We start from the raw sequence: 17,445 nt of genomic DNA on the forward strand, positions 1-17,445 counted from the left end.
GGGAGTGGGAACGCCCTTCGACGCGCTGGTGCCCCTCCCGGCAAACATTGCCGGTCACGGCACTGGTTCCGAATGCATCACTGCCCCGGCACGGGTCCGTGCCGGGGCAGTGATGAAGTGTGGGCGCCTCCGCGTCAGCCGACGACCTTCTTGAGGGCGTCGCCGAGTGCATCGGCCTCGTCCGGAGTCAGCTCCACAACAAGCCGACCGCCGCCTTCGAGCGGAACGCGCATGACGATGCCCCGCCCCTCCTTTGTCACCTCGAGCGGGCCGTCGCCCGTCCGCGGCTTCATGGCCGCCATGCTCGTTCCCCTTCCTGAAACCAGCTCATAACAACCGGCGGCCCCATGACAGGCGCTGTCTCACCGGCATCGAACACATTGCTTCCAGGCCATTATCCCGCATCACAGACCCCGATGACCAACATCGGTCTGCATCGCTTGCGCAACGCGCTCTCGCAAAACCACCCAATTCGGCGATCCGACTGCGATACTCCGTCGCCCTCGCCCCTCCATCGGGGCGCAATTGTTAGACGCAGGTCACATGTTCCGCCTCGATGATGTCGGCCATGCTTGCCTGAACAGGCATTGCCCGAGGCGCAGAGGGGACAGCAAATGGCGGACCACGTGGCCGACACCGTGCTCTACGAAGTGACGGACGGACTCGCGACGATCACGATCAACCGTCCCGACGCGATGAACGCCATGAACACAGCGGCCAAGGTGGCCCTCCGTGACGCGCTGCAGTCGGCCGCGGCCGATACCGCTGTCCGGGCGGTTCTGCTCACGGCGGCCGGCTCGCGCGCCTTCTGCGTCGGCCAGGACCTCAAGGAACACGTCGCCACGCTGACCGCCACCCGCGAATCGGGTTCCGGCAATGCGCTGAGCACCGTGCAGGAGCACTACAACCCCGTCGTGCGGGCGATCACCGGGATGGAGAAGCCGGTCGTCGCCGGGGTGAACGGGGTCGCCGCCGGTGCGGGCTTCGGCTTCGCGCTCGCCTGCGACTACCGGGTGGTCGCCGACAACGCGTCGTTCAACACCTCGTTCGCCGGGGTCGCCCTCACCGCGGACTCAGGTGTCTCGTGGACGCTGCCCCGGCTGATCGGCCAGAGCCGCGCAGCCGATCTGCTGCTCTTCCCGCGGTCGATCTCGGCTCAGGACGCGTACGAGCTGGGCATCGTGAACAAGCTGGTGCCCGCGGCCGACCTCGCCGCGGAGGCCCTGGCAGTGGCCCGCAAGCTGGCGGACGGCCCGACGGTGGCGTATGCCGCGCTCAAGGCGTCGCTGGCCTACGGCGCCGGGCACACGCTGGGCGAGACGCTGGAGAAGGAGGACGAACTCCAGACGAAGGCGGGCGCCTCGGAGGACCACACCATCGCGGTACAGGCCTTCCTGGACAAGGCGAAGCCGAAGTATCTGGGGCGATAGGGCCTGGCAGGGGCCGGTGCCGTGGACGGTCGCTCACCGGTGGGTGGCTTCCTCCACGGCACCGCCGGCCCCGCAGCGTGGCTATGCCCCGGTGCCCCGGGCCACGCAGTCGGCCAGGTGGTCGTCGACCAGGCCGCACGCCTGCATCAGGGCGTAGGCCGTGGTGGGGCCGACGAAGCGCAGGCCACGCTTCTTGAGGTCCTTGGCGAGCGCGGTGGACTCCGGCGTGACCGCCGGTACGTCTCCGAGGACGCGCGGGGCGGGGCGGGTGGCCGGGTCCGGGGCGTACGACCAGATCAGCTCGTCCAGGTCGCCGTCCGGCCATGCGGCCAACACCTTGGCATTGGCCAGCGTCGCCTCGATCTTCGCGCGGTTGCGGATGATTCCGGCGTCGGCCAGGAGGCGATCCTTGTCGGCGTCGGTGAAATCCGCCACCGCCCGGATCTTGAACCCGGCGAAGGCGCTGCGGAATCCTTCCCGGCGGCGCAGGATCGTCAGCCAGGACAGCCCGGACTGGAACGCCTCCAGGCAGAGCCGCTCGAACAGGGCGTCGTCGCCGTGGACGGGACGGCCCCATTCCGTGTCGTGGTAGGCGAGGTAGTCATCGGTGGACAGTCCCCACGGACAGCGCAGCCTGCCGTCCGCGCCCGCTTCGGCGCCGCCGCTCATCGCCGCGGCTCCTCGCCGGACCGGGGCCCGGACTCCGGACCGGGCGGCGGCTCCTGCCGGGATCCGGACCGGGGCCCGTACTGCGGTCCGTACCGGGGTCCGGACGGAGGCCAGGCACGCGGCTCCGGCTCCTGGTCGGGCTGCCGGCCGGACTGCGGCGCCGCCCAGGGTGTCCGCTCGGGCCGCGGCCGGTCCTGCGGCTCCTTGAGGAGCCCGACACCGCCCACCGCCGTCGCCTGCGCTCCGGCGAGCGCCGACTCCAGCTCGGCGATCCGCGCGTCACGCTCGGCAAGCTCGGCGCCCAGCCGGCCGAGTGCGTCGTCGACGTCCGCCATCCGGTATCCACGTGCCGTCACCGGCAGCCGCAGCGCCTCGACGTCCGCGCGGCCGACCGGACGGGTCGCGGGCAGCGGGTCGGTCAGCTGCTCGGGCGCCACGTCCTGCAGGACGGCACTCTTTCCTCCGCCGACCACCGCGAGGGTGACCGCGGCCACGACCACCACCATCGCCAGCAGCAAGAACCAGAACACGCGCATCTCCCCTGGGCGGAAACCTGTCCGCCTCCGATCGTGCCATGCGGTACCGACAGTTAGGGTCGCAGGCGGCGGTGGGCGATCTATCCAGAGGAGAAACACAGGATGCGAAGCGGTGCGCTCAGGCTGGGGCGGCGCGAATTCGGGGCGCACGAGCCAGTGATCATGGCGATCGTGAACCGTACTCCGGATTCCTTCTACGACCAGGGCGCGACCTTCCGCGACGAGCCCGCGCTCGCCCGGGTCGAGCAGGCCGTCGCCGACGGCGCAGCGATCATCGACATCGGCGGGGTGAAGGCCGGTCCCGGCGAGGAGGTGACCGCCGCGGAGGAGGCCCGCCGCACCGTCGGGTTCGTCGCCGAGGTGCGGCGGCGTCACCCCGATGTGGTGATCAGCGTCGACACCTGGCGCCACGAGGTCGGTGAGGCGGTCTGCGAGGCCGGCGCCGATGTGCTGAACGACGCGTGGGGCGGTGTCGATCCGAAGCTCGCGGAGGTGGCCGCGCGGTACGGAGCGGGGCTGGTGTGCACGCACGCGGGCGGAGCCGAACCGCGGACCCGGCCGCACCGGGTCGCGTACGACGACGTGATGGCGGACATCCTGCGGGTGACGGTGGGGCTGGCCGAGCGGGCCGTGGAGCTCGGGGTCAGGCCGGACGGCATCATGATCGACCCCGGTCATGACTTCGGGAAGAACACCCGGCACTCCCTGGAGGCGACGCGTCGCCTCGGTGAGATGACGGAGACCGGCTGGCCCGTCCTCGTATCGCTGTCCAACAAGGACTTCGTCGGGGAGACGCTCGACCGGCCCGTGAAGGAACGGGTGATCGGGACGCTGGCGACGACCGCGGTCTCGGCGTGGCTGGGCGCGCAGGTCTACCGGGTGCACGAGGTGGCGGAGACGCGGCAGGTGCTGGACATGGTGGCGTCGATCGCGGGACACCGGGAGCCGGCGGTGGCCCGGCGCGGGCTGGCGTAGCGGCGGTGAGGCAGCGGGGCGGGACGGGCGCGAGCCGGGGCCGCTGCGTCAGACGCCTCCCCTGCCCGCCCCTGCCCGGTCCGGGGCCCCGCTCCGGATCCCACCCCTCAGTCGCCGGAGGGACTCACCGTGGTCAGCGGCCGACTTCCTTCGTGACGAGGTCGACCGCCTCGTGCACGTCGTCCGTGACGTGGAACAGCAGCAGGTCCCTCTCGGACGCCTTCCCCTGCGCCACCACCGTGTTCCGCAGCCAGTCCACCAGGCCGCCCCAGTACGCGGTGCCGAAGAGCACGATCGGGAAGCGGGTCACCTTGCCCGTCTGGACGAGGGTGAGCGCCTCGAAGAGCTCGTCGAGTGTGCCGAGGCCGCCGGGCAGGACGACGAAACCCTGCGCGTACTTCACGAACATCGTCTTGCGGACGAAGAAGTAGCGGAAGTTCACGCCGATGTCGACGTGCGGGTTGAGCCCGGACTCGAAGGGCAGCTCGATACCGAGGCCGACCGAGATGCCCCTCGCCTCCCGCGCCCCCTTGTTCGCCGCCTCCATCGCTCCCGGACCGCCCCCGGTGATCACCGCGAAACCGGCCTCGACCAGCGCCTTGCCGATCTGTACGCCCGCCTCGTAGTCCGGGCCGTCGGCCGGGCTGCGGGCCGAGCCGAAGACACTGATCGCGCTCGGCAGCTCGGCCAGCGCGCCGAAGCCCTCGACGAACTCCGACTGGATGCGCATCACCCGCCAGGGATCGGTGTGCACCCACTCGGAATCGCCCTCGGAATCCAGCAAGCGCTGATCGGTGGTACCGGGCTGTACCTGTTCCCTGCGGCGCAGTACCGGACCGAGCCGCTGCTCCTCGGGGACGTGAGCTTCTTCGGGGATGCCCATGACCTGCTCCCTCCGACGACGTGACGCCATGACGACGTGCTGTGTCAGGTCAGGGTAGATCTACGGAGGTTACGGGGAGGGGTATGCCGTGAGTCAGCTGGTGAGCCAGGAGCGGAGCCGGTCCTCGCAGTGGGTGATCCGGTCGACCGCCACGTGCTCGTTGCGCTTGTGCGCGAGGAGCGGATCACCGGGCCCGTAGTTCACGGCGGGGACGCCCAGCGCGCCGAAGCGGGAGACGTCCGTCCAGCCGAACTTCGGCTGCGCGGTGCCGCCGACCGCCTCCATGAACGCCTTGGCCGCCGGGTGGGAGAGGCCGGGCATCGCCGCGCCGGAGTGGTCGTCGACGGTGAATTCGACGACGCCGCAGTCCGCAAAGACCTCGTGGACGTGGGCGAGGGCGTCCTCGGGGCTGCGGTCGGGGGCGTACCGGTAGTTGACGACGACGGTGCAGGCGTCCGGGATGACGTTGTTGGCGACGCCGGCCTCGATGCGTACGGCGTTCAGACCCTCGCGGTACTCCAGCCCGTCGATGACCGGCCGGCGCGGTTCGTAGGCGGCGAGGCGGGTGAGGATCGGGGCGGCGGCGTGGATGGCGTTGGACCCCATCCAGCTGCGCGCGGAGTGCGCCCGCTCCCCTTCCGTACGGAGAAAGACCCGCAGGGTGCCCTGACAGCCGCCCTCGACCTGGGCGTCGGACGGTTCGAGGAGGACGGCGAAGTCGCCCTCCAGCCAGTCGGGGTGGGCGTCTGCGACATGGCCGAGCCCATTGAGGTGGGCGGCGACTTCTTCGTTGTCGTAGAAGACGAAGGTGAGGTCGCGGTTGGGCTCGGGCACGGTCGCGGCGATCCGCAGCTGGACGGCGACGCCCGACTTCATGTCGGAGGTGCCGCAGCCCCAGAGCACGCCGTTCTCGTCGAGCCGGGACGGGACGTTGTCGGCGATCGGCACGGTGTCGATGTGTCCGGCGAGTACGACGCGCTCGTCCCGGCCGAGGTTCGTCCGGGCCACGACGTTGTTGCCGTGCCGGTCGACGGTCAGGTGCGGGAGCGTGCGCAGGGCCGTCTCGATCGCGTCGGCCAGTTCCTTCTCGTCCCCGCTGACCGACGGGAAGTCGACGAGGCGAGCGGTGAGGGCCGGGCCGTCCAGGGTGAGGTCAAGGGTGCTTTCGGGCATGGCCCCGACCCTAAGGCCTGTGCGGCCCTGACCCGCCGGACGGGCCTGGGGACTTCCTTGTGGACCAGGCCGGACCGGGGCCCCGCGAGTCCGGCAGGATCCGGAGGAAAAGTCCCTGAGGGACTTCGCCGTCGGCCGCGCTCGGGCCCTCCAGTACGGTGGGCGCGTGCCCCGGACCGCCTCCTCCGCCCGCCGACACACCGGCCGCAGTCGCCTCTTCCGCATCATGGCGGCCTTTGCCGTGCTCGTGGCCCTGGCCGGCTACCTGACCGTTCAGTACATCTCGGGCAACAAGGGCGTCGAGCGGTGCACCGTGCAGTCCGCCGACGGTTCGTCGGGCCGGGGACGTACGTACCGGCTGAGCCTGGAGCAGGCCGCGAACGCCGCGACGATCTCCGCGGTCGGCACCACGCGCGGGATGCCTGAGCGTGCGGTGACGATCGCGTTGGCGACGGCGTTGCAGGAGTCAGGGCTGCGCAATATCGAGCACGGCGACCGGGACTCGCTGGGGCTGTTCCAGCAGCGCCCCTCGCAGGGCTGGGGCACCGAGAAGCAGATCCTGGACCCGGTCTACTCGGCCGGGAAGTTCTACCAGCATCTGGCCGAGGTCCCCGGTTACTCGCGGCTGCCGCTGACGGTCGCCGCGCAGCGGGTGCAGCGCAGTGGTTTCCCGCAGGCGTACGCGAAGCACGAGCCGGATGCCGCGCTGCTGTCCGCCGCGCTGACCGGCCGTACGCCCGCCGCGCTGACCTGCACGCCGACGCAGACGGCGGCAGGGCCCGCCGATGCGGCAAAGGTGCGGTCGGCGCTGGTACGGGCCTTCGGCAAGAGTGTGCTGCCCTCCTCGGGCAAGGCGGGCGACGGGGCGTCGGGCGGGGCGGCGACTGCGGGCACGGTCACGGTGCCGGTGAAGGCGGCGCAAACCGCCGGGGACGGCGGCAGGGCGCAGCGCGGCTGGGAGCTCGCGCACTGGGCGGTGGCGCAGGCCGAATCACTGGGCATCGACGAGGTCGCGTACGCGGGCCGGGTATGGAGCACCGGCTCGGGCTGGCGGACGGACCGTGCGGAATCAGGCACCACACAGGTACGCATGCGACTCGTTCGCTAGTACGGAGGATCCCTCGTAGGGGCCATCCAGCCCGTCGGGAAGCTGCCGCCGCCACACACCTCCGACGGCCTCCGCTTCATGCGCCGGTTCCCTTGCGGGAAAAGGGAAGTGACGACTCATTCAGCCTTTGGGGAATGCAATGTTTGCCCGGGTTCCTCCGTTGCGGATTATGTGACGCATTACCGACTCTTTACTTCGGTCCACCGCAACCTCCCCCGCCCCCACGACGGTTGTCACTGCGTCCGGTCAACGGACAGACAGACTCAACCCCGTCGAAGGAGCATCATGTCCCTCCCCCTGACCCGTCGGATCGCCCGTGCCGCGCTGCTGATCGCGGCGGGTGCAGCCCCCGTGGTCGGTGCGGCCGGCGCCGCAGGTGCCGCGGAGCTCCCGCAGGCCCCGGAGCTCGGCGGTCTGACGACCGTCGACGGCGCAGGTCTCGGCAAGACCGTCGACGGCGCGTCCGAGCAGGGTGCCAAGATCGCGGGTGCCACCGGCGGCAAGATCGTCGGGACGGCCGTCCCGGCCGCGGGCAGGACTGTCGGCAGCAAGGCCGCCCCCGCGGCGCAGAAGGTCGCCGGCGAGGCGGCGGGCAACGCCGGTGAGCTGGTCGGCGGGGCCACCGGTGCGGCGGCCAAGGGCAGTCTGCCGACGACGCACGGCCTGCCCACCCAGGGCCTGCCGATCGGCTGACTCCGTACCGGATGTGCGTGAGGGCCTCGGGAATGCGCGTTCCCGAGGCCCTCACGCATGTCCGGTACGGAGTCAGGACAGCCGCTTGACCGCGGCTGCCACACGCTCGTCCGTCGCCGTGAACGCCACCCGCACGAAGTGGTCGCCCGCCGGTCCGTAGAAGTCGCCCGGCGCCACCAGGATGCCGAGCTCCGCAAGGTACGCCACGGTGTCCCAGCAGGGTTCGTCGCGGGTCGCCCACAGGTAGAGGCTCGCCTCGCTGTGCTCGATCCGGAAGCCGTGGGCCTCCAGCGCCGCCCGCAGCGCGGTGCGCCGGTCCGCGTACCGGGTCCGCTGCTCGGCCACGTGCGCGTCGTCGCCGAGCGCCGCGACGGTGGCGGCCTGGACCGGGGCGGGCGTCATCATCCCGCCGTGCTTGCGGATCAGCAGCAGTTCGCCGAGGACGGCCGCGTCGCCCGCGATGAACGCCGCACGGTATCCGGCGAGGTTGGAGCGCTTGGAGAGGGAGTGGACGGCGACGATGCCCTCGTACGTGCCGCCGCAGACGTCGGGGTGAAGCACGGAGACCGGTTCGGCCTCCCAGCCGAGCTCCAGGTAGCACTCGTCGCTGAAGACCAGCACGTCGTGCTCGCGCGCCCAGGCGACGATCCGGGTCAACTCGTCCTTGGACAGGACCCGGCCGGTGGGGTTGGACGGCGAGTTCAGCCAGAGCAGCTTGAGTCCGGCCGGGTCGAGCTCGGTGGGGTCGTCGTAGACGACGGGCTCGGCGCCGCAGAGCCGGGCACCCACCTCGTACGTCGGGTAGGCGAGCCGCGGGTATGCCACCTTGTCGCCCGCGCCGAGGCCGAGCTGGGTCGGCAGCCAGGCGACGAGCTCCTTGGAGCCGACGACCGGCAGCACGTTCTCGTGCGCCACGGAGACCGCACCGAGCCTCCGCTCCACCCAGCCGGTGAGGGCGTCGCGGAGTTCGGTCGTCCCCCACACCGTCGGATAGCCGGGGCTGTCCGCGGCGGCGACGAGCGCCTGCTGGATCAGCTCCGGCACCGGGTCGACGGGCGTGCCGACGGAAAGATCGACGATGCCGTCCGGGTGGGCCGCAGCGGTCGACTTGTAGGGCGCGAGCTTGTCCCAGGGGAAGACCGGGAGGCGGGAGGAGACTGCTGCGGACACGGCTCTCTGCTTTCTCGTACGAGGGTGACGAGGTGATTCGGGTGGTTCGTGCGGCGCCGGGTCTGCCTGCGGCCCGGACCGGAAAACACCTCGGTCCCGCACGGTGACGAGCCGTACGGGACCGGGGCGGCGCACGTGCTGGCCGCTGGTTACTGGTTCTGCGGCGGCAATGCTGCGATGAACGGATGGTCGCGCTCGATCAGACCCAGCTTGGAGGCACCACCCGGCGAACCGAGGTCGTCGAAGAACTCGACGTTCGCCTTGTAGTAGTCCTTCCACTCCTCCGGGGTGTCGTCCTCGTAGAAGATCGCCTCGACCGGGCAGACCGGCTCACAGGCTCCACAGTCGACGCACTCGTCCGGGTGGATGTACAAGGACCGCTGGCCCTCGTAGATGCAGTCGACGGGGCACTCTTCGATGCAGGCCTTGTCCTTTACGTCGACACAAGGCTGCGCGATGACGTAGGTCACGCTGTCGTTCCTCCTCGGTAGGGCGTTGGCTCTCGCGCGGGAGCGCGGCGTCGTCGATGCCCGCACCTAGTATCTCCGTTCCTGGGCGCGAACCGAACAGGAGGGGCGGAGAGAGCTGTGGAATTCACCATGGGCGGACGGGCTGAGGTCCGGATTACCCCGGCTGACGTGGGCAAACGGGTATCAGTCCGACGTCGTTCGGAAGGCGGCGCGGCGGGCTGGAGATTCACCGACACCGTCGGGGTTCTCACATCCTGGAACAATCATGTGCTGTCGATCACACCGAAGAGCGGTGAATCCGTCCACATCGCGGAATCCTCGCTGGTGGCGGGCAAGGTCGTCCCCTCCGCGCCGGCCCGGCGCCGGGGCCCGTCGGCCACGTTCGCGGAACTCGCCCACGTCTGCGCCCGCGCCTGGCAGCCGGTGGAGAGCGAACCGCTCGGCGACTGGCAGCTGCGCGCGGCGGAGGGTTTCACCCGGCGCGCCAACTCCGTGCTGCCGCTCGGCGACCCCGGGGTGCCGCTCGACGAGGCGCTCGCGCGGGTGGAGCGCTGGTACGAGGACCGCGGGCTGCCCGCCTACATCCAGACCGCGACGGGCGCGGAGGGCACACAGGAGAATCTGTGCGCGGAGCTGGAGGAGCACGGGTGGCGGCGCGAGGTCACGGCGCAGGTGCGGATCGCGGCTCTGGCGCCGATCGGCGATCTGGACGCGGACATCGCGCGGGTGCGGCTGAGCCGGGGGATCGACGAGGCGTGGCTCTCCCGGTACCAGCGCTTCGACACTCCGGGCCCTCATGTACTGAAGGTGCTGGGCAGCGGGCCCTCGGTGTGGTTCGCGACCGTGCCGGGTGACGCGGCGGGCGACGCGCCTGCCGCGATCGGACGGTGTGTCGTGGACGGGCGCTGGGCGGGCTTCATGGCTGTCGAGGTCGATGCCGCGTACCGGCGGCGGGGTCTGGCCTCCGCGGTCATGACCGCACTGGCCCGGCGGGCGCTGGACGAGGGGGCGTCGGCGGCGTGGCTGCAGGTGGAGGCGGACAATGAGGGGGCACATGCGCTGTACGACCGGATGGGGTTCGTGACCCATCACCTGTACCACCACTTCCGGTCCGCCTAGGGACAGGAGCATGTCCCCCATGAACCCTCGGCTGAACCCCCGGCAGCAGTTCGCCGAGGAGGCGCGCGCCGAACGGCCCGACCTGGCGTTGCTCTGCCTGCTGCTGGCCGCGGAGGCCGACCCGGCCCTGGACGCGGACGGCATCGACGCCGCACAGATCGAACTGGACCGGCTTGCGGGACTGCTTCCGTACGGGGTACGGGGCGGGCGCGCCTGGGCCTCGGCACTGGCCGAACTGCTCGGCGAGCGGTGCGGGTTCGTGGGCTCGTCGACGGACTACCAACGGCTGCAGTCGTCGCTGCTGCACGAGGTGTTGCGGCGCCGGCGCGGGCTGCCGATCCTGCTGTCGGTGGTGTGGATCGAGGTGGCGCGGCGGGCGGGCGCTCCGGTGTACGGGGTGGCGCTGCCGGGTCATTTCGTCGTCGGGTTCGGCGATCCGGCGGAACAGGTGCTGGCCGACCCGTTCGCCGGCGGCAGGCCGATGACCGGCCAGGACGCGGAATTGCTGGTGACGGGGGCGACCGGGGCGCCGCTCGAGCCGTCGATGCTGGTGCCGGCCCGGCCGCTGGAGATCGTGCTGCGGATCCTGAACAACATCAGGGCGTGGGCGGCGGTCCGCCCGGAGTGCACTCGGGTGGCGCTGTGGGCGGTGGAACTGTCACTGCTGCTGCCCTCGCATCCGGCGCGGCTGCGCTACGAGCGGGCGCAGCTGCTGGTACAGAGCGGGCAGTTCCTTCGCGGGGCGGAGGAGATGGAGGAGTACGCGGAGCTGGTGGAAGCGGTGGAGCCGGCGGCGGCGGAGATGGTTCGGGGGCGGGCACGAGCGGCGCGGGCCTTGCTGAATTAGGGGTGTGCAACTTTGGGGGACCGGGGTGGTCCGGCGGCCGTTCGGACCTCGGTCGCAGGCCGGGCCCGGTGCACAGGCGCCACGGCGGAACCCCCGTCTCCCGTACCGAACACGGCAGCTGAAGCTCCGGGCCGAGTGCGGCAAGCCTCCATCGGGTCGGAGGGGGAGCGGCGCATGTCCGGAGGTCGCCCGAGCGGGCGCCCGGTCTCTCCTGCGCGCCACTGGCGCCGCTCCTCGCACCGGCCCCGCAGCGCCTCACGAGTGACGCGGAGGACACCCCCAGGCGATCACACGCGCACGGGGCACACCATCAACCAGCCATTACTGCAGGCGAGTTCAGGCCGACCGTCAGGGTCTCGCCGCACCGATCGCACGGCGCGTCACCATGAGGAAGCATCAGAAAAAAGGCGGCTGTGCGGGGCCAAACCTGATTACGCCACGATATGCAGTCCGATGGGTGATTATCGGTAGATCGCCACCCGAAGGGCCCACGGCATAGCTCCAATGCACAGCTCCCCGATGGCGCCGAGTCGCGTTCCGGTTAACGGTGGATCACGTCGCAACTGCGTCACCTTGAGTCGGCACCCCGTCACTCATCGCAGTCGCGTCGAAAGGAATGTGTTCAGATGCGCTCTGCCCGCACACTGTTCGCTTCGGCCGCGATCACCGCGGTCCTCGCCATCACCACTCCTGCTGCCCATGCCATCACGCTGGCCGATGACTGGGACGGCGGTTCCTCCTCCAGCAGTGACGATCACGGCGGCCGCGGCGATGACCGCGGCGACGACAACGGCGACCGCGGCGGCGACCGCGGCGACGACAACGGCGACCGCGGCGGCGACCGCGAGGACGACAACGGCGGCAAGGGCCACCACGGCGAGAAGGACGACCACGGCAAGAAGGGCCACCACGGCGAGAAGGACGACGACGGCGAGAAGGGCGGCTGGGGCGACAAGGGCGGCCACGGCGAGAAGGGCGGCTGGGGCGAGAAGGGCGGCTGGGGCGACAAGGGCCACCACGGCGGCAAGGGCGAGAAGGGCGAGAAGGGCGACAAGCCCCGCGGTGGCGTCCGCACCGGTGGCGGCGCCATGGCCATGATGGTGGCCAAGGAGTGGCAGCCCGGCAACGCCTCCGACGACAACTCGAAGAAGGGCGGAGACGACCGCGGCGACAAGGGCAGCTGGGGCGGCGACAAGGGCGGCTACGGCGGCGACGACGAAGGCGGCTACGGCGGCGACGACGAAGGCGGCTACGGCGGCGACGACGAAGGCGGCTACGGCGGCGACGACGAGGGCGGCTACGGCGACAAGGACGCCCGGCCCGACCACGGCAAGGGCGGCTGGGCCGAGAAGCACGGCAACAAGGGCAAGGACGACCACGGGCGCAAGGACGACCACGGGCGCAAGGACGACCACGGGCGCAAGGACGACCACGGCGACAAGGGCCACCACGGCGGCAAGGGCGAGAAGGGCGAGAAGCCTCGCGGTGGCGTCCACACCGGTGGCGGCGCCATGGCCATGACGGTGGCCAAGGAGTGGCAGCCCGGCAACGCCTCCGACGACAACTCGAAGAAGGGCGGCCGCGGCGGCGACGAGGGCGGCTACGGCGGCGACGACGAAGGCAGCTACGGCGGCGGCGACGAGGGCGGCTACGGCGGCGGCCGTAGCGGCAGCGAGGGCGGCTACGGCGGCGGCCGTGGCGGCAGCGAGGGCGGCTACGGCGGCGGCCGTGGCGGCGACGAGGGCAAGCCCCGCGGTGGCGTCCACACCGGTGGCGGCGGGACCGCGATGACCGGCGGCGGTCTGGCTGCCGGTTCGGCGCTGCTCATCGGTGGGCTGGGCGTCGGTGCATACAAGGTGCGCCGCCGTCAGGCCACGGGCGGCGCGGTGGCCTGAACGGACTGAACCGCTGATCGCGCGCAGCTGTCGCGGTCGCCGTCCCCCGGGGCGGCGGTCGCGGCGGCTGCGTTTCCCCGGTTCCGCCGACTGGCCGAGCACCGACCGACCGATGCCACACAGAAGAAGGACAGAAGAAAGGCACGCTTCCATGGCCGCCCCGCAGTCGTCCGATTCCACCCCCTCCCAGCCCGGCTCCCCCGCCATCGGCCGCGCCCTTCTCTGGCCCGCAGCAGCGGCAGGGCTGGGCCTGCTCCTGATCTACAACTCCCTCGGCGTCTCGGACGACAACAAGCCGTTGACCACCCCCGCGGTGCTCGCACCCGCCATCCCCGGGCCCGACGTTCCCGCGGCCCCCGCACCCGCCCCACCAGCCCCCACCACCCCCTCGGCCTCCGCTTCTCTCCAGGGCCTGTCCATGCCCGCTTCCAAGCCCAAGCGGCTCCGGATCCCGACGATCGCCGTCGACGCCCCCTTCACCCCCCTGTCCATCGGCCCTACCGGACAGCTCAATGCCCCGCCCCCCAACGACAAGAACCTGGTGGGCTGGTTCAAGGACGGCGCGACGCCCGGTGAGCGCGGCGCGTCCATCGTCGCGGGCCACGTCGACACGACGACCGGCCCGGCGGTGTTCCTGCAGCTCCAGTTCCTGAAACCGGGCGCCACGGTCGACATCACGAGGGCGGACGGCAGCGTCGCCTCGTTCAAGGTCGATTCGGTGGAGACCTTCAGCAAGGCGAACTTCCCCGACAAGCGGGTGTACGCCGACACCCCGTCCGCCCAGCTCCGCCTGATCACGTGCGGCGGCAACTACGACAGGAAGGCCAAGGACTACAAGGACAACGTGGTGGTGTTCGCCCATCTCGACAAGGCGACGCGCGCCTGAACCACCTGAACTGCGGGACAGCCCTCGGCTGCCCCGCAGCTGACGTTCTCCGTCCGTTCCGAACCCCCGGGGGCGGCCCTACAACCAGCCCTTCTCGCTCGCGATCCGCACCGCTTCCGCCCGGTTGCGTGCCGTCGTCTTCTGGATCGCCGTGGACAGGTAGTTGCGGACCGTGCCCTGCGAGAGATGGAGCGCTGCGGCGATCTCCGCGTTGGTGGAGCCGTCGGCCGCCGTGCGCAGCACGTCGCGTTCGCGCTCGGTCAGTGGGCTCGCGCCGTCGGCGAGCGCGGCGGCCGCCAGGGTCGGATCGATGACGCGTTCGCCGGCGAGCACCTTCCGTACCGCTTCCGCGAGCTGGGACGCCGGCGCGTCCTTCACCAGGAACGCGTCCGCGCCCGACTCCATCGCCCGGCGCAGATAGCCGGGGCGACCGAAGGTCGTGACGACGACGACCTTCACGGCCGGGAGTTCCCGGCGCAGCACGCCCGCCGCTTCGATGCCGGTCATGCCCGGCATCTCGATGTCGAGGAGGGCGACATCGACGGCATTCTCGCGAGCCGCCACGAGGACTTCGTCACCACGGGCGACCTGGGCCACCACCTCGATGTCGGGTTCCAGACCGAGCAGCGCCGCAAGGGCCTCGCGCACCATGGACTGGTCCTCGGCAAGGAGGAGTCTGATCATGCTCATTCACCGGATCCTAGGCCGGATCCGAGTGGAACACTGAGGGTGAGTGTGAAGCCTTTACCGGAAACGGAGTCGGTGGCCCGGGTGGTCAACATGCCATCGATCGTGGCGAGTCGTTCGCTGATGCCGGTGAGGCCGTTGCCCGCCTTCGTTCCGGAGCCGCCCCGGCCGTCGTCCGCCACCGTGAGTTCGAGGACCCGGCCGTCGAGCGTCTGGCGGGGGGTGAGCGTGACCGCGCAGCGGCGGGCGCCGCTGTGGCGTACGACATTGGTGACGGCTTCCCGCAGCGCCCAGGCGAGGACCTCCTCCGGCTTCTCGGGCAGCTCGGCGGGGGCGTCCGTCGGGATGTCGGCGACGATGCCCGCGGCGACGAGTGCGGTACGGGCCCCGGCCAGCTCGCCGGGGAGCGTGGGCCGTCGATAGCCGGTGACCGCGCTGCGGACGTCCACCAGCGCCTGGCGGCTGACCTGTTCGATGTCGGCGACCTGGAGCGCCGCCTGCTCGGGGTGGTCGGGGAGCATCCGCCCCGCCAGCTCGCTCTTGAGCGTGATCAGGGAGAGGGAGTGGCCGAGCAGGTCGTGCAGATCACGGGCGAGCCGCAGCCGCTCCTCGTTGGCGGCGAGTTGGGCGACGGTGGCGCGGGCCTCGCGCAGCTCGATCGTCGTACGGATCATCTGCCGTACGCCGGTCATGGCGAACCCGCCGAGCAGGGCGGGGAAGACCAGGGCGGTGATGACCTCACGCGGGTGGTCACCGGTCAGGCCGATGCCGACGAGTACGGCGGTGACGACGGGGATCAGCCAGCCGGCGGTCCTCAGAGGCAGGGTGGCCCCGACGGTGACGGAGACGTACACGAAGAGGACCAGCCACGGGGTGCCCAGCGACAGGGAGAGGACGGCTGCCAGCGCGCCGAGGAAGGTGATCGCCGCCCCGACCCGGCGGCGGTCCAGTGCCTTCGAGGTGTGGCGGAAGACCAGGACCAGGTATGTCCCGACGAAGACCAGCAGGCCGAGAGCTCCCAGCCCGGTGGCCCACGGGGTGTGGTTGCCGTCGATGAGGTCCTTGACCGGGGCGCTCATGAACGCGAGCCAGATGCCGATCCAGAGCAGTTTGACGCCCACCTGACGGCGGTCGGTCGGCGGGCGCCCGATCCCCACGAACGTCTCGTCGTCGTTCACGCCTTCAGGGTGTCCTTCCGGTAGAGCCAGGCCGCGCCGCCCGCGAAGAGCAGGAAGTAGACGCAGAGGATGGCGACGTCCTTGGCATGCGGCGAGCCGCCCATCTCGACTGCCTGGCCGAGTGAAGCGTACGCGTGGGTCGGGAGCCACTCGGAGATGTTCTGGAGCCACTGCGGGAAGGTCGCGCTCGGCATCCACAGGCCGCCGAGGATCGACAGCCCAAAGTAGATGATCATGGTGATCGGGCGGACCGCGTCCCCGCTGGCGATGTAGCCGATGGCGACGCCGAGCGCCGCGAAGACCAGCGATCCGGCCCAGATGACCCCGATCAGCGCGAACCACTGCCAGGTCTCCATCCGTACGTGCTTGACCACGGCGGCGACCAGGAACACGACCACGATGCACGGCAGGGTGACCATGGCTGCACTGGCGATCTTCGCCAGGACGTAGCCGCGGCTGGGCAGCGGGGTGAGGCGCAGCTGGCGGACCCAGCCCTTCTCGCGCTCCTTGGCGATGCGCTCGCTGTTGCCCATGAGGACGGCGGTCAGAGCACCGAAGGAGGCCATCGAAACCATGAAGAAGGCCTGCAGGGTCAGGTCGGTGTGCGGAACCTTGTCGGTGGTGTTCCGGGTTCCGGAGATCAGCAGGTAGATCACCGACGGGTAGATGACCGAGAAGAACATGAACTTCTTGTTCCGCAGGGTGCGGGTCACTTCGAGCTTGATGAGTGCCCACGAGAAGAAATTCAGCATGCGGTTCTGGCCTCCTCGGCCTCGGTGATGGCGACGAAGGCCTGCTCCAGGCCGAGTCCTGCGACTTCGAGTTCGCGCGGGTAGAGGCCGAGTGCGTAGACCGCGTGGACGGTCGCGTCGGCGTTGTGCGACTGGATGCGGACCCGGTTGCCGCTGATGTCGAGCGTGGAGAGGAACGGCAGGCCGCGCAGGGCCGATTCGTCGACCGCGCTCTCGAGTTCGAACGAGATCCGGCGGGCTCCGGCCTTCGCCTTGATCTCGGCTGCGGTGCCGTCGGCGAGGAGCCGCCCCTTGTGGAGGACGAGGACGCGGTCGGCGATCGCGTCGGCCTCTTCGAGGTAGTGGGTGGCGAACAGGACGGTACGGCCCTGCTCGGCCTGTTCCCGCATGGTGGCCCAGAACGCCTGGCGGGCGGTGACGTCCATGCCGGTGGTCGGCTCGTCGAGGACGATCAGGTCATTGGCCCCGGCGGTGGCGAGCGCGAACCGCACGCGCTGCTCCTGGCCGCCGGAGAGTTTGTTGACCATCCGGTCGGCGATCGACGCGATGCCCGCACGGGCCAGCACGTCGCCGACCGGGTACGGCCGCGGGTGCAGATCGCAGACGAGCCGGACGATCTCCTCGACGGTGACGTCCTCCATCAGGCCGCCGGTCTGCAGCATCGCGCCGACCCGGCCCCTGGCGATCGCCTCCTGCGGGGAAGCGCCGAAGAGCCGGACCGTGCCGGAGTCCGCGGTGCGCAGGCCGAGGAGCAGGTCGAGAGTGGAGGACTTGCCGGCGCCGTTGGGGCCGAGAAGCGCCACGGTCTCGCCGGGGTGCAGGTCGAGGGTGAGCCCGTCGACGGCGCGTACGTCTCCGTACGCCTTGCTGACCTGGTCGAAGCTGACCACTGCGGCGTGCGCGGCGGTGGCTTCGGTGGCTGTCGTCGTCATGCGTCCAGGCTGGCGGAGTGGGGTGGCCGCCCGGCAGGGTCA

General features: G+C 70.8%; 19 protein-coding genes. 8 read left to right on the plus strand and 11 right to left on the minus strand.

Features of this window, described 5'->3' with window-relative positions; genetic code table 11:
* Window positions 1-134: 134 nt before the first annotated feature.
* A complete protein-coding gene (locus tag ACFU6I_RS21370) occupies window positions 135-302 on the minus strand; it encodes a DUF3117 domain-containing protein (RefSeq protein WP_003966491.1) in 168 nt (55 codons plus the stop codon).
* 312 nt (window positions 303-614) lie between these two features.
* Here ACFU6I_RS21370 and ACFU6I_RS21375 point away from each other — a divergent pair, with 312 nt between their 5' ends.
* Window positions 615-1,430, plus strand: a complete 816-nt coding sequence (locus ACFU6I_RS21375; protein WP_384368987.1) for an enoyl-CoA hydratase/isomerase family protein — start codon at window positions 615-617, stop codon at window positions 1,428-1,430.
* 81 nt (window positions 1,431-1,511) lie between these two features.
* Here ACFU6I_RS21375 and ACFU6I_RS21380 read toward each other — a convergent pair whose 3' ends face one another.
* Both ACFU6I_RS21380 and ACFU6I_RS21385 read right to left on the minus strand, forming a co-directional pair.
* On the minus strand, window positions 1,512-2,099 hold the full coding sequence (locus ACFU6I_RS21380) for a DNA-3-methyladenine glycosylase I (RefSeq protein WP_384368990.1): 588 nt from the start codon (window positions 2,097-2,099) through the stop codon (window positions 1,512-1,514).
* The gene (locus ACFU6I_RS21385) at window positions 2,096-2,629 is read right to left on the minus strand and encodes a DivIVA domain-containing protein (RefSeq protein ID WP_384368992.1); all 534 of its coding nucleotides are present in this window, start codon (window positions 2,627-2,629) and stop codon (window positions 2,096-2,098) included. The genes ACFU6I_RS21380 and ACFU6I_RS21385 overlap by 4 nt, the downstream gene beginning before the upstream one ends.
* A gap of 108 nt (window positions 2,630-2,737) precedes the next feature.
* Between ACFU6I_RS21385 and folP the strand changes: the two genes are divergently transcribed.
* Window positions 2,738-3,610 carry a dihydropteroate synthase gene (gene folP / locus ACFU6I_RS21390; RefSeq protein WP_384036896.1) on the plus strand — a complete coding sequence of 291 codons (873 nt, stop codon included), beginning with the start codon at window positions 2,738-2,740 and terminating at the stop codon, window positions 3,608-3,610.
* A 133-nt stretch (window positions 3,611-3,743) separates the two neighbouring features.
* On the opposite strand, the gene ACFU6I_RS21395 is transcribed toward folP, so the two are convergent.
* Both ACFU6I_RS21395 and dapE read right to left on the minus strand, forming a co-directional pair.
* On the minus strand, window positions 3,744-4,493 hold the full coding sequence (locus ACFU6I_RS21395) for a TIGR00730 family Rossman fold protein (RefSeq protein WP_345510532.1): 750 nt from the start codon (window positions 4,491-4,493) through the stop codon (window positions 3,744-3,746).
* Window positions 4,494-4,586: 93 nt separating this feature from the next.
* On the minus strand, window positions 4,587-5,666 hold the full coding sequence (gene dapE, locus ACFU6I_RS21400) for a succinyl-diaminopimelate desuccinylase (RefSeq protein WP_384036892.1): 1,080 nt from the start codon (window positions 5,664-5,666) through the stop codon (window positions 4,587-4,589).
* A gap of 166 nt (window positions 5,667-5,832) precedes the next feature.
* Between dapE and ACFU6I_RS21405 the strand changes: the two genes are divergently transcribed.
* Both ACFU6I_RS21405 and ACFU6I_RS21410 read left to right on the plus strand, forming a co-directional pair.
* The gene (locus tag ACFU6I_RS21405; protein ID WP_384368995.1) at window positions 5,833-6,774 is read left to right on the plus strand and encodes a hypothetical protein; all 942 of its coding nucleotides are present in this window, start codon (window positions 5,833-5,835) and stop codon (window positions 6,772-6,774) included.
* A gap of 285 nt (window positions 6,775-7,059) precedes the next feature.
* Window positions 7,060-7,467 carry an ATP-binding protein gene (locus ACFU6I_RS21410; protein WP_384368998.1) on the plus strand — a complete coding sequence of 136 codons (408 nt, stop codon included), beginning with the start codon at window positions 7,060-7,062 and terminating at the stop codon, window positions 7,465-7,467.
* A 72-nt stretch (window positions 7,468-7,539) separates the two neighbouring features.
* On the opposite strand, the gene ACFU6I_RS21415 is transcribed toward ACFU6I_RS21410, so the two are convergent.
* On the minus strand, window positions 7,540-8,637 hold the full coding sequence (locus ACFU6I_RS21415; RefSeq protein ID WP_384369001.1) for a bifunctional succinyldiaminopimelate transaminase/glutamate-prephenate aminotransferase: 1,098 nt from the start codon (window positions 8,635-8,637) through the stop codon (window positions 7,540-7,542).
* Between the two features lie 149 nt (window positions 8,638-8,786).
* Window positions 8,787-9,107 (minus strand): ferredoxin, encoded by a 321-nt coding sequence (fdxA, locus tag ACFU6I_RS21420; protein WP_037688837.1) that lies wholly within the window; start codon window positions 9,105-9,107, stop codon window positions 8,787-8,789.
* 117 nt (window positions 9,108-9,224) lie between these two features.
* On the opposite strand from fdxA, the gene ACFU6I_RS21425 reads away from it, so the two are divergent.
* The 4 genes from ACFU6I_RS21425 (at window position 9,225) to ACFU6I_RS21440 (ending at window position 13,854) form a co-directional block, all read left to right on the plus strand.
* Window positions 9,225-10,226 carry a GNAT family N-acetyltransferase gene (locus ACFU6I_RS21425; RefSeq protein WP_384369004.1) on the plus strand — a complete coding sequence of 334 codons (1,002 nt, stop codon included), beginning with the start codon at window positions 9,225-9,227 and terminating at the stop codon, window positions 10,224-10,226.
* 19 nt (window positions 10,227-10,245) lie between these two features.
* The gene (locus ACFU6I_RS21430) at window positions 10,246-11,073 is read left to right on the plus strand and encodes a tetratricopeptide repeat protein (RefSeq protein WP_384369007.1); all 828 of its coding nucleotides are present in this window, start codon (window positions 10,246-10,248) and stop codon (window positions 11,071-11,073) included.
* A gap of 626 nt (window positions 11,074-11,699) precedes the next feature.
* Window positions 11,700-12,968 carry a hypothetical protein gene (locus tag ACFU6I_RS21435; RefSeq protein ID WP_384369010.1) on the plus strand — a complete coding sequence of 423 codons (1,269 nt, stop codon included), beginning with the start codon at window positions 11,700-11,702 and terminating at the stop codon, window positions 12,966-12,968.
* A gap of 151 nt (window positions 12,969-13,119) precedes the next feature.
* Entirely contained in the window at window positions 13,120-13,854 is a 735-nt protein-coding gene (locus ACFU6I_RS21440; protein WP_384369013.1) for a class F sortase, read from the plus strand.
* 78 nt (window positions 13,855-13,932) lie between these two features.
* Here the strand turns inward: ACFU6I_RS21440 and ACFU6I_RS21445 are convergent, their stop codons facing one another.
* The 4 genes from ACFU6I_RS21445 to ACFU6I_RS21460 are packed head-to-tail and all read right to left on the minus strand — an operon-like array spanning window position 13,933 to window position 17,403.
* The gene (locus ACFU6I_RS21445) at window positions 13,933-14,544 is read right to left on the minus strand and encodes a response regulator transcription factor (RefSeq protein ID WP_384369016.1); all 612 of its coding nucleotides are present in this window, start codon (window positions 14,542-14,544) and stop codon (window positions 13,933-13,935) included.
* Window positions 14,541-15,719 carry a sensor histidine kinase gene (locus ACFU6I_RS21450; protein ID WP_384369019.1) on the minus strand — a complete coding sequence of 393 codons (1,179 nt, stop codon included), beginning with the start codon at window positions 15,717-15,719 and terminating at the stop codon, window positions 14,541-14,543. Before ACFU6I_RS21450 ends, ACFU6I_RS21445 begins: the two co-directional genes overlap by 4 nt.
* Window positions 15,716-16,471, minus strand: a complete 756-nt coding sequence (locus tag ACFU6I_RS21455) for an ABC transporter permease (RefSeq protein WP_384369022.1) — start codon at window positions 16,469-16,471, stop codon at window positions 15,716-15,718. The genes ACFU6I_RS21450 and ACFU6I_RS21455 overlap by 4 nt, the downstream gene beginning before the upstream one ends.
* On the minus strand, window positions 16,465-17,403 hold the full coding sequence (locus ACFU6I_RS21460) for an ABC transporter ATP-binding protein (RefSeq protein ID WP_384369025.1): 939 nt from the start codon (window positions 17,401-17,403) through the stop codon (window positions 16,465-16,467). Before ACFU6I_RS21460 ends, ACFU6I_RS21455 begins: the two co-directional genes overlap by 7 nt.
* Window positions 17,404-17,445 lie beyond the last annotated feature (42 nt).

This window comes from Streptomyces sp. NPDC057486, from assembly GCF_042802415.1.
GTDB classification, from domain to species: domain Bacteria; phylum Actinomycetota; class Actinomycetes; order Streptomycetales; family Streptomycetaceae; genus Streptomyces; species Streptomyces yanii.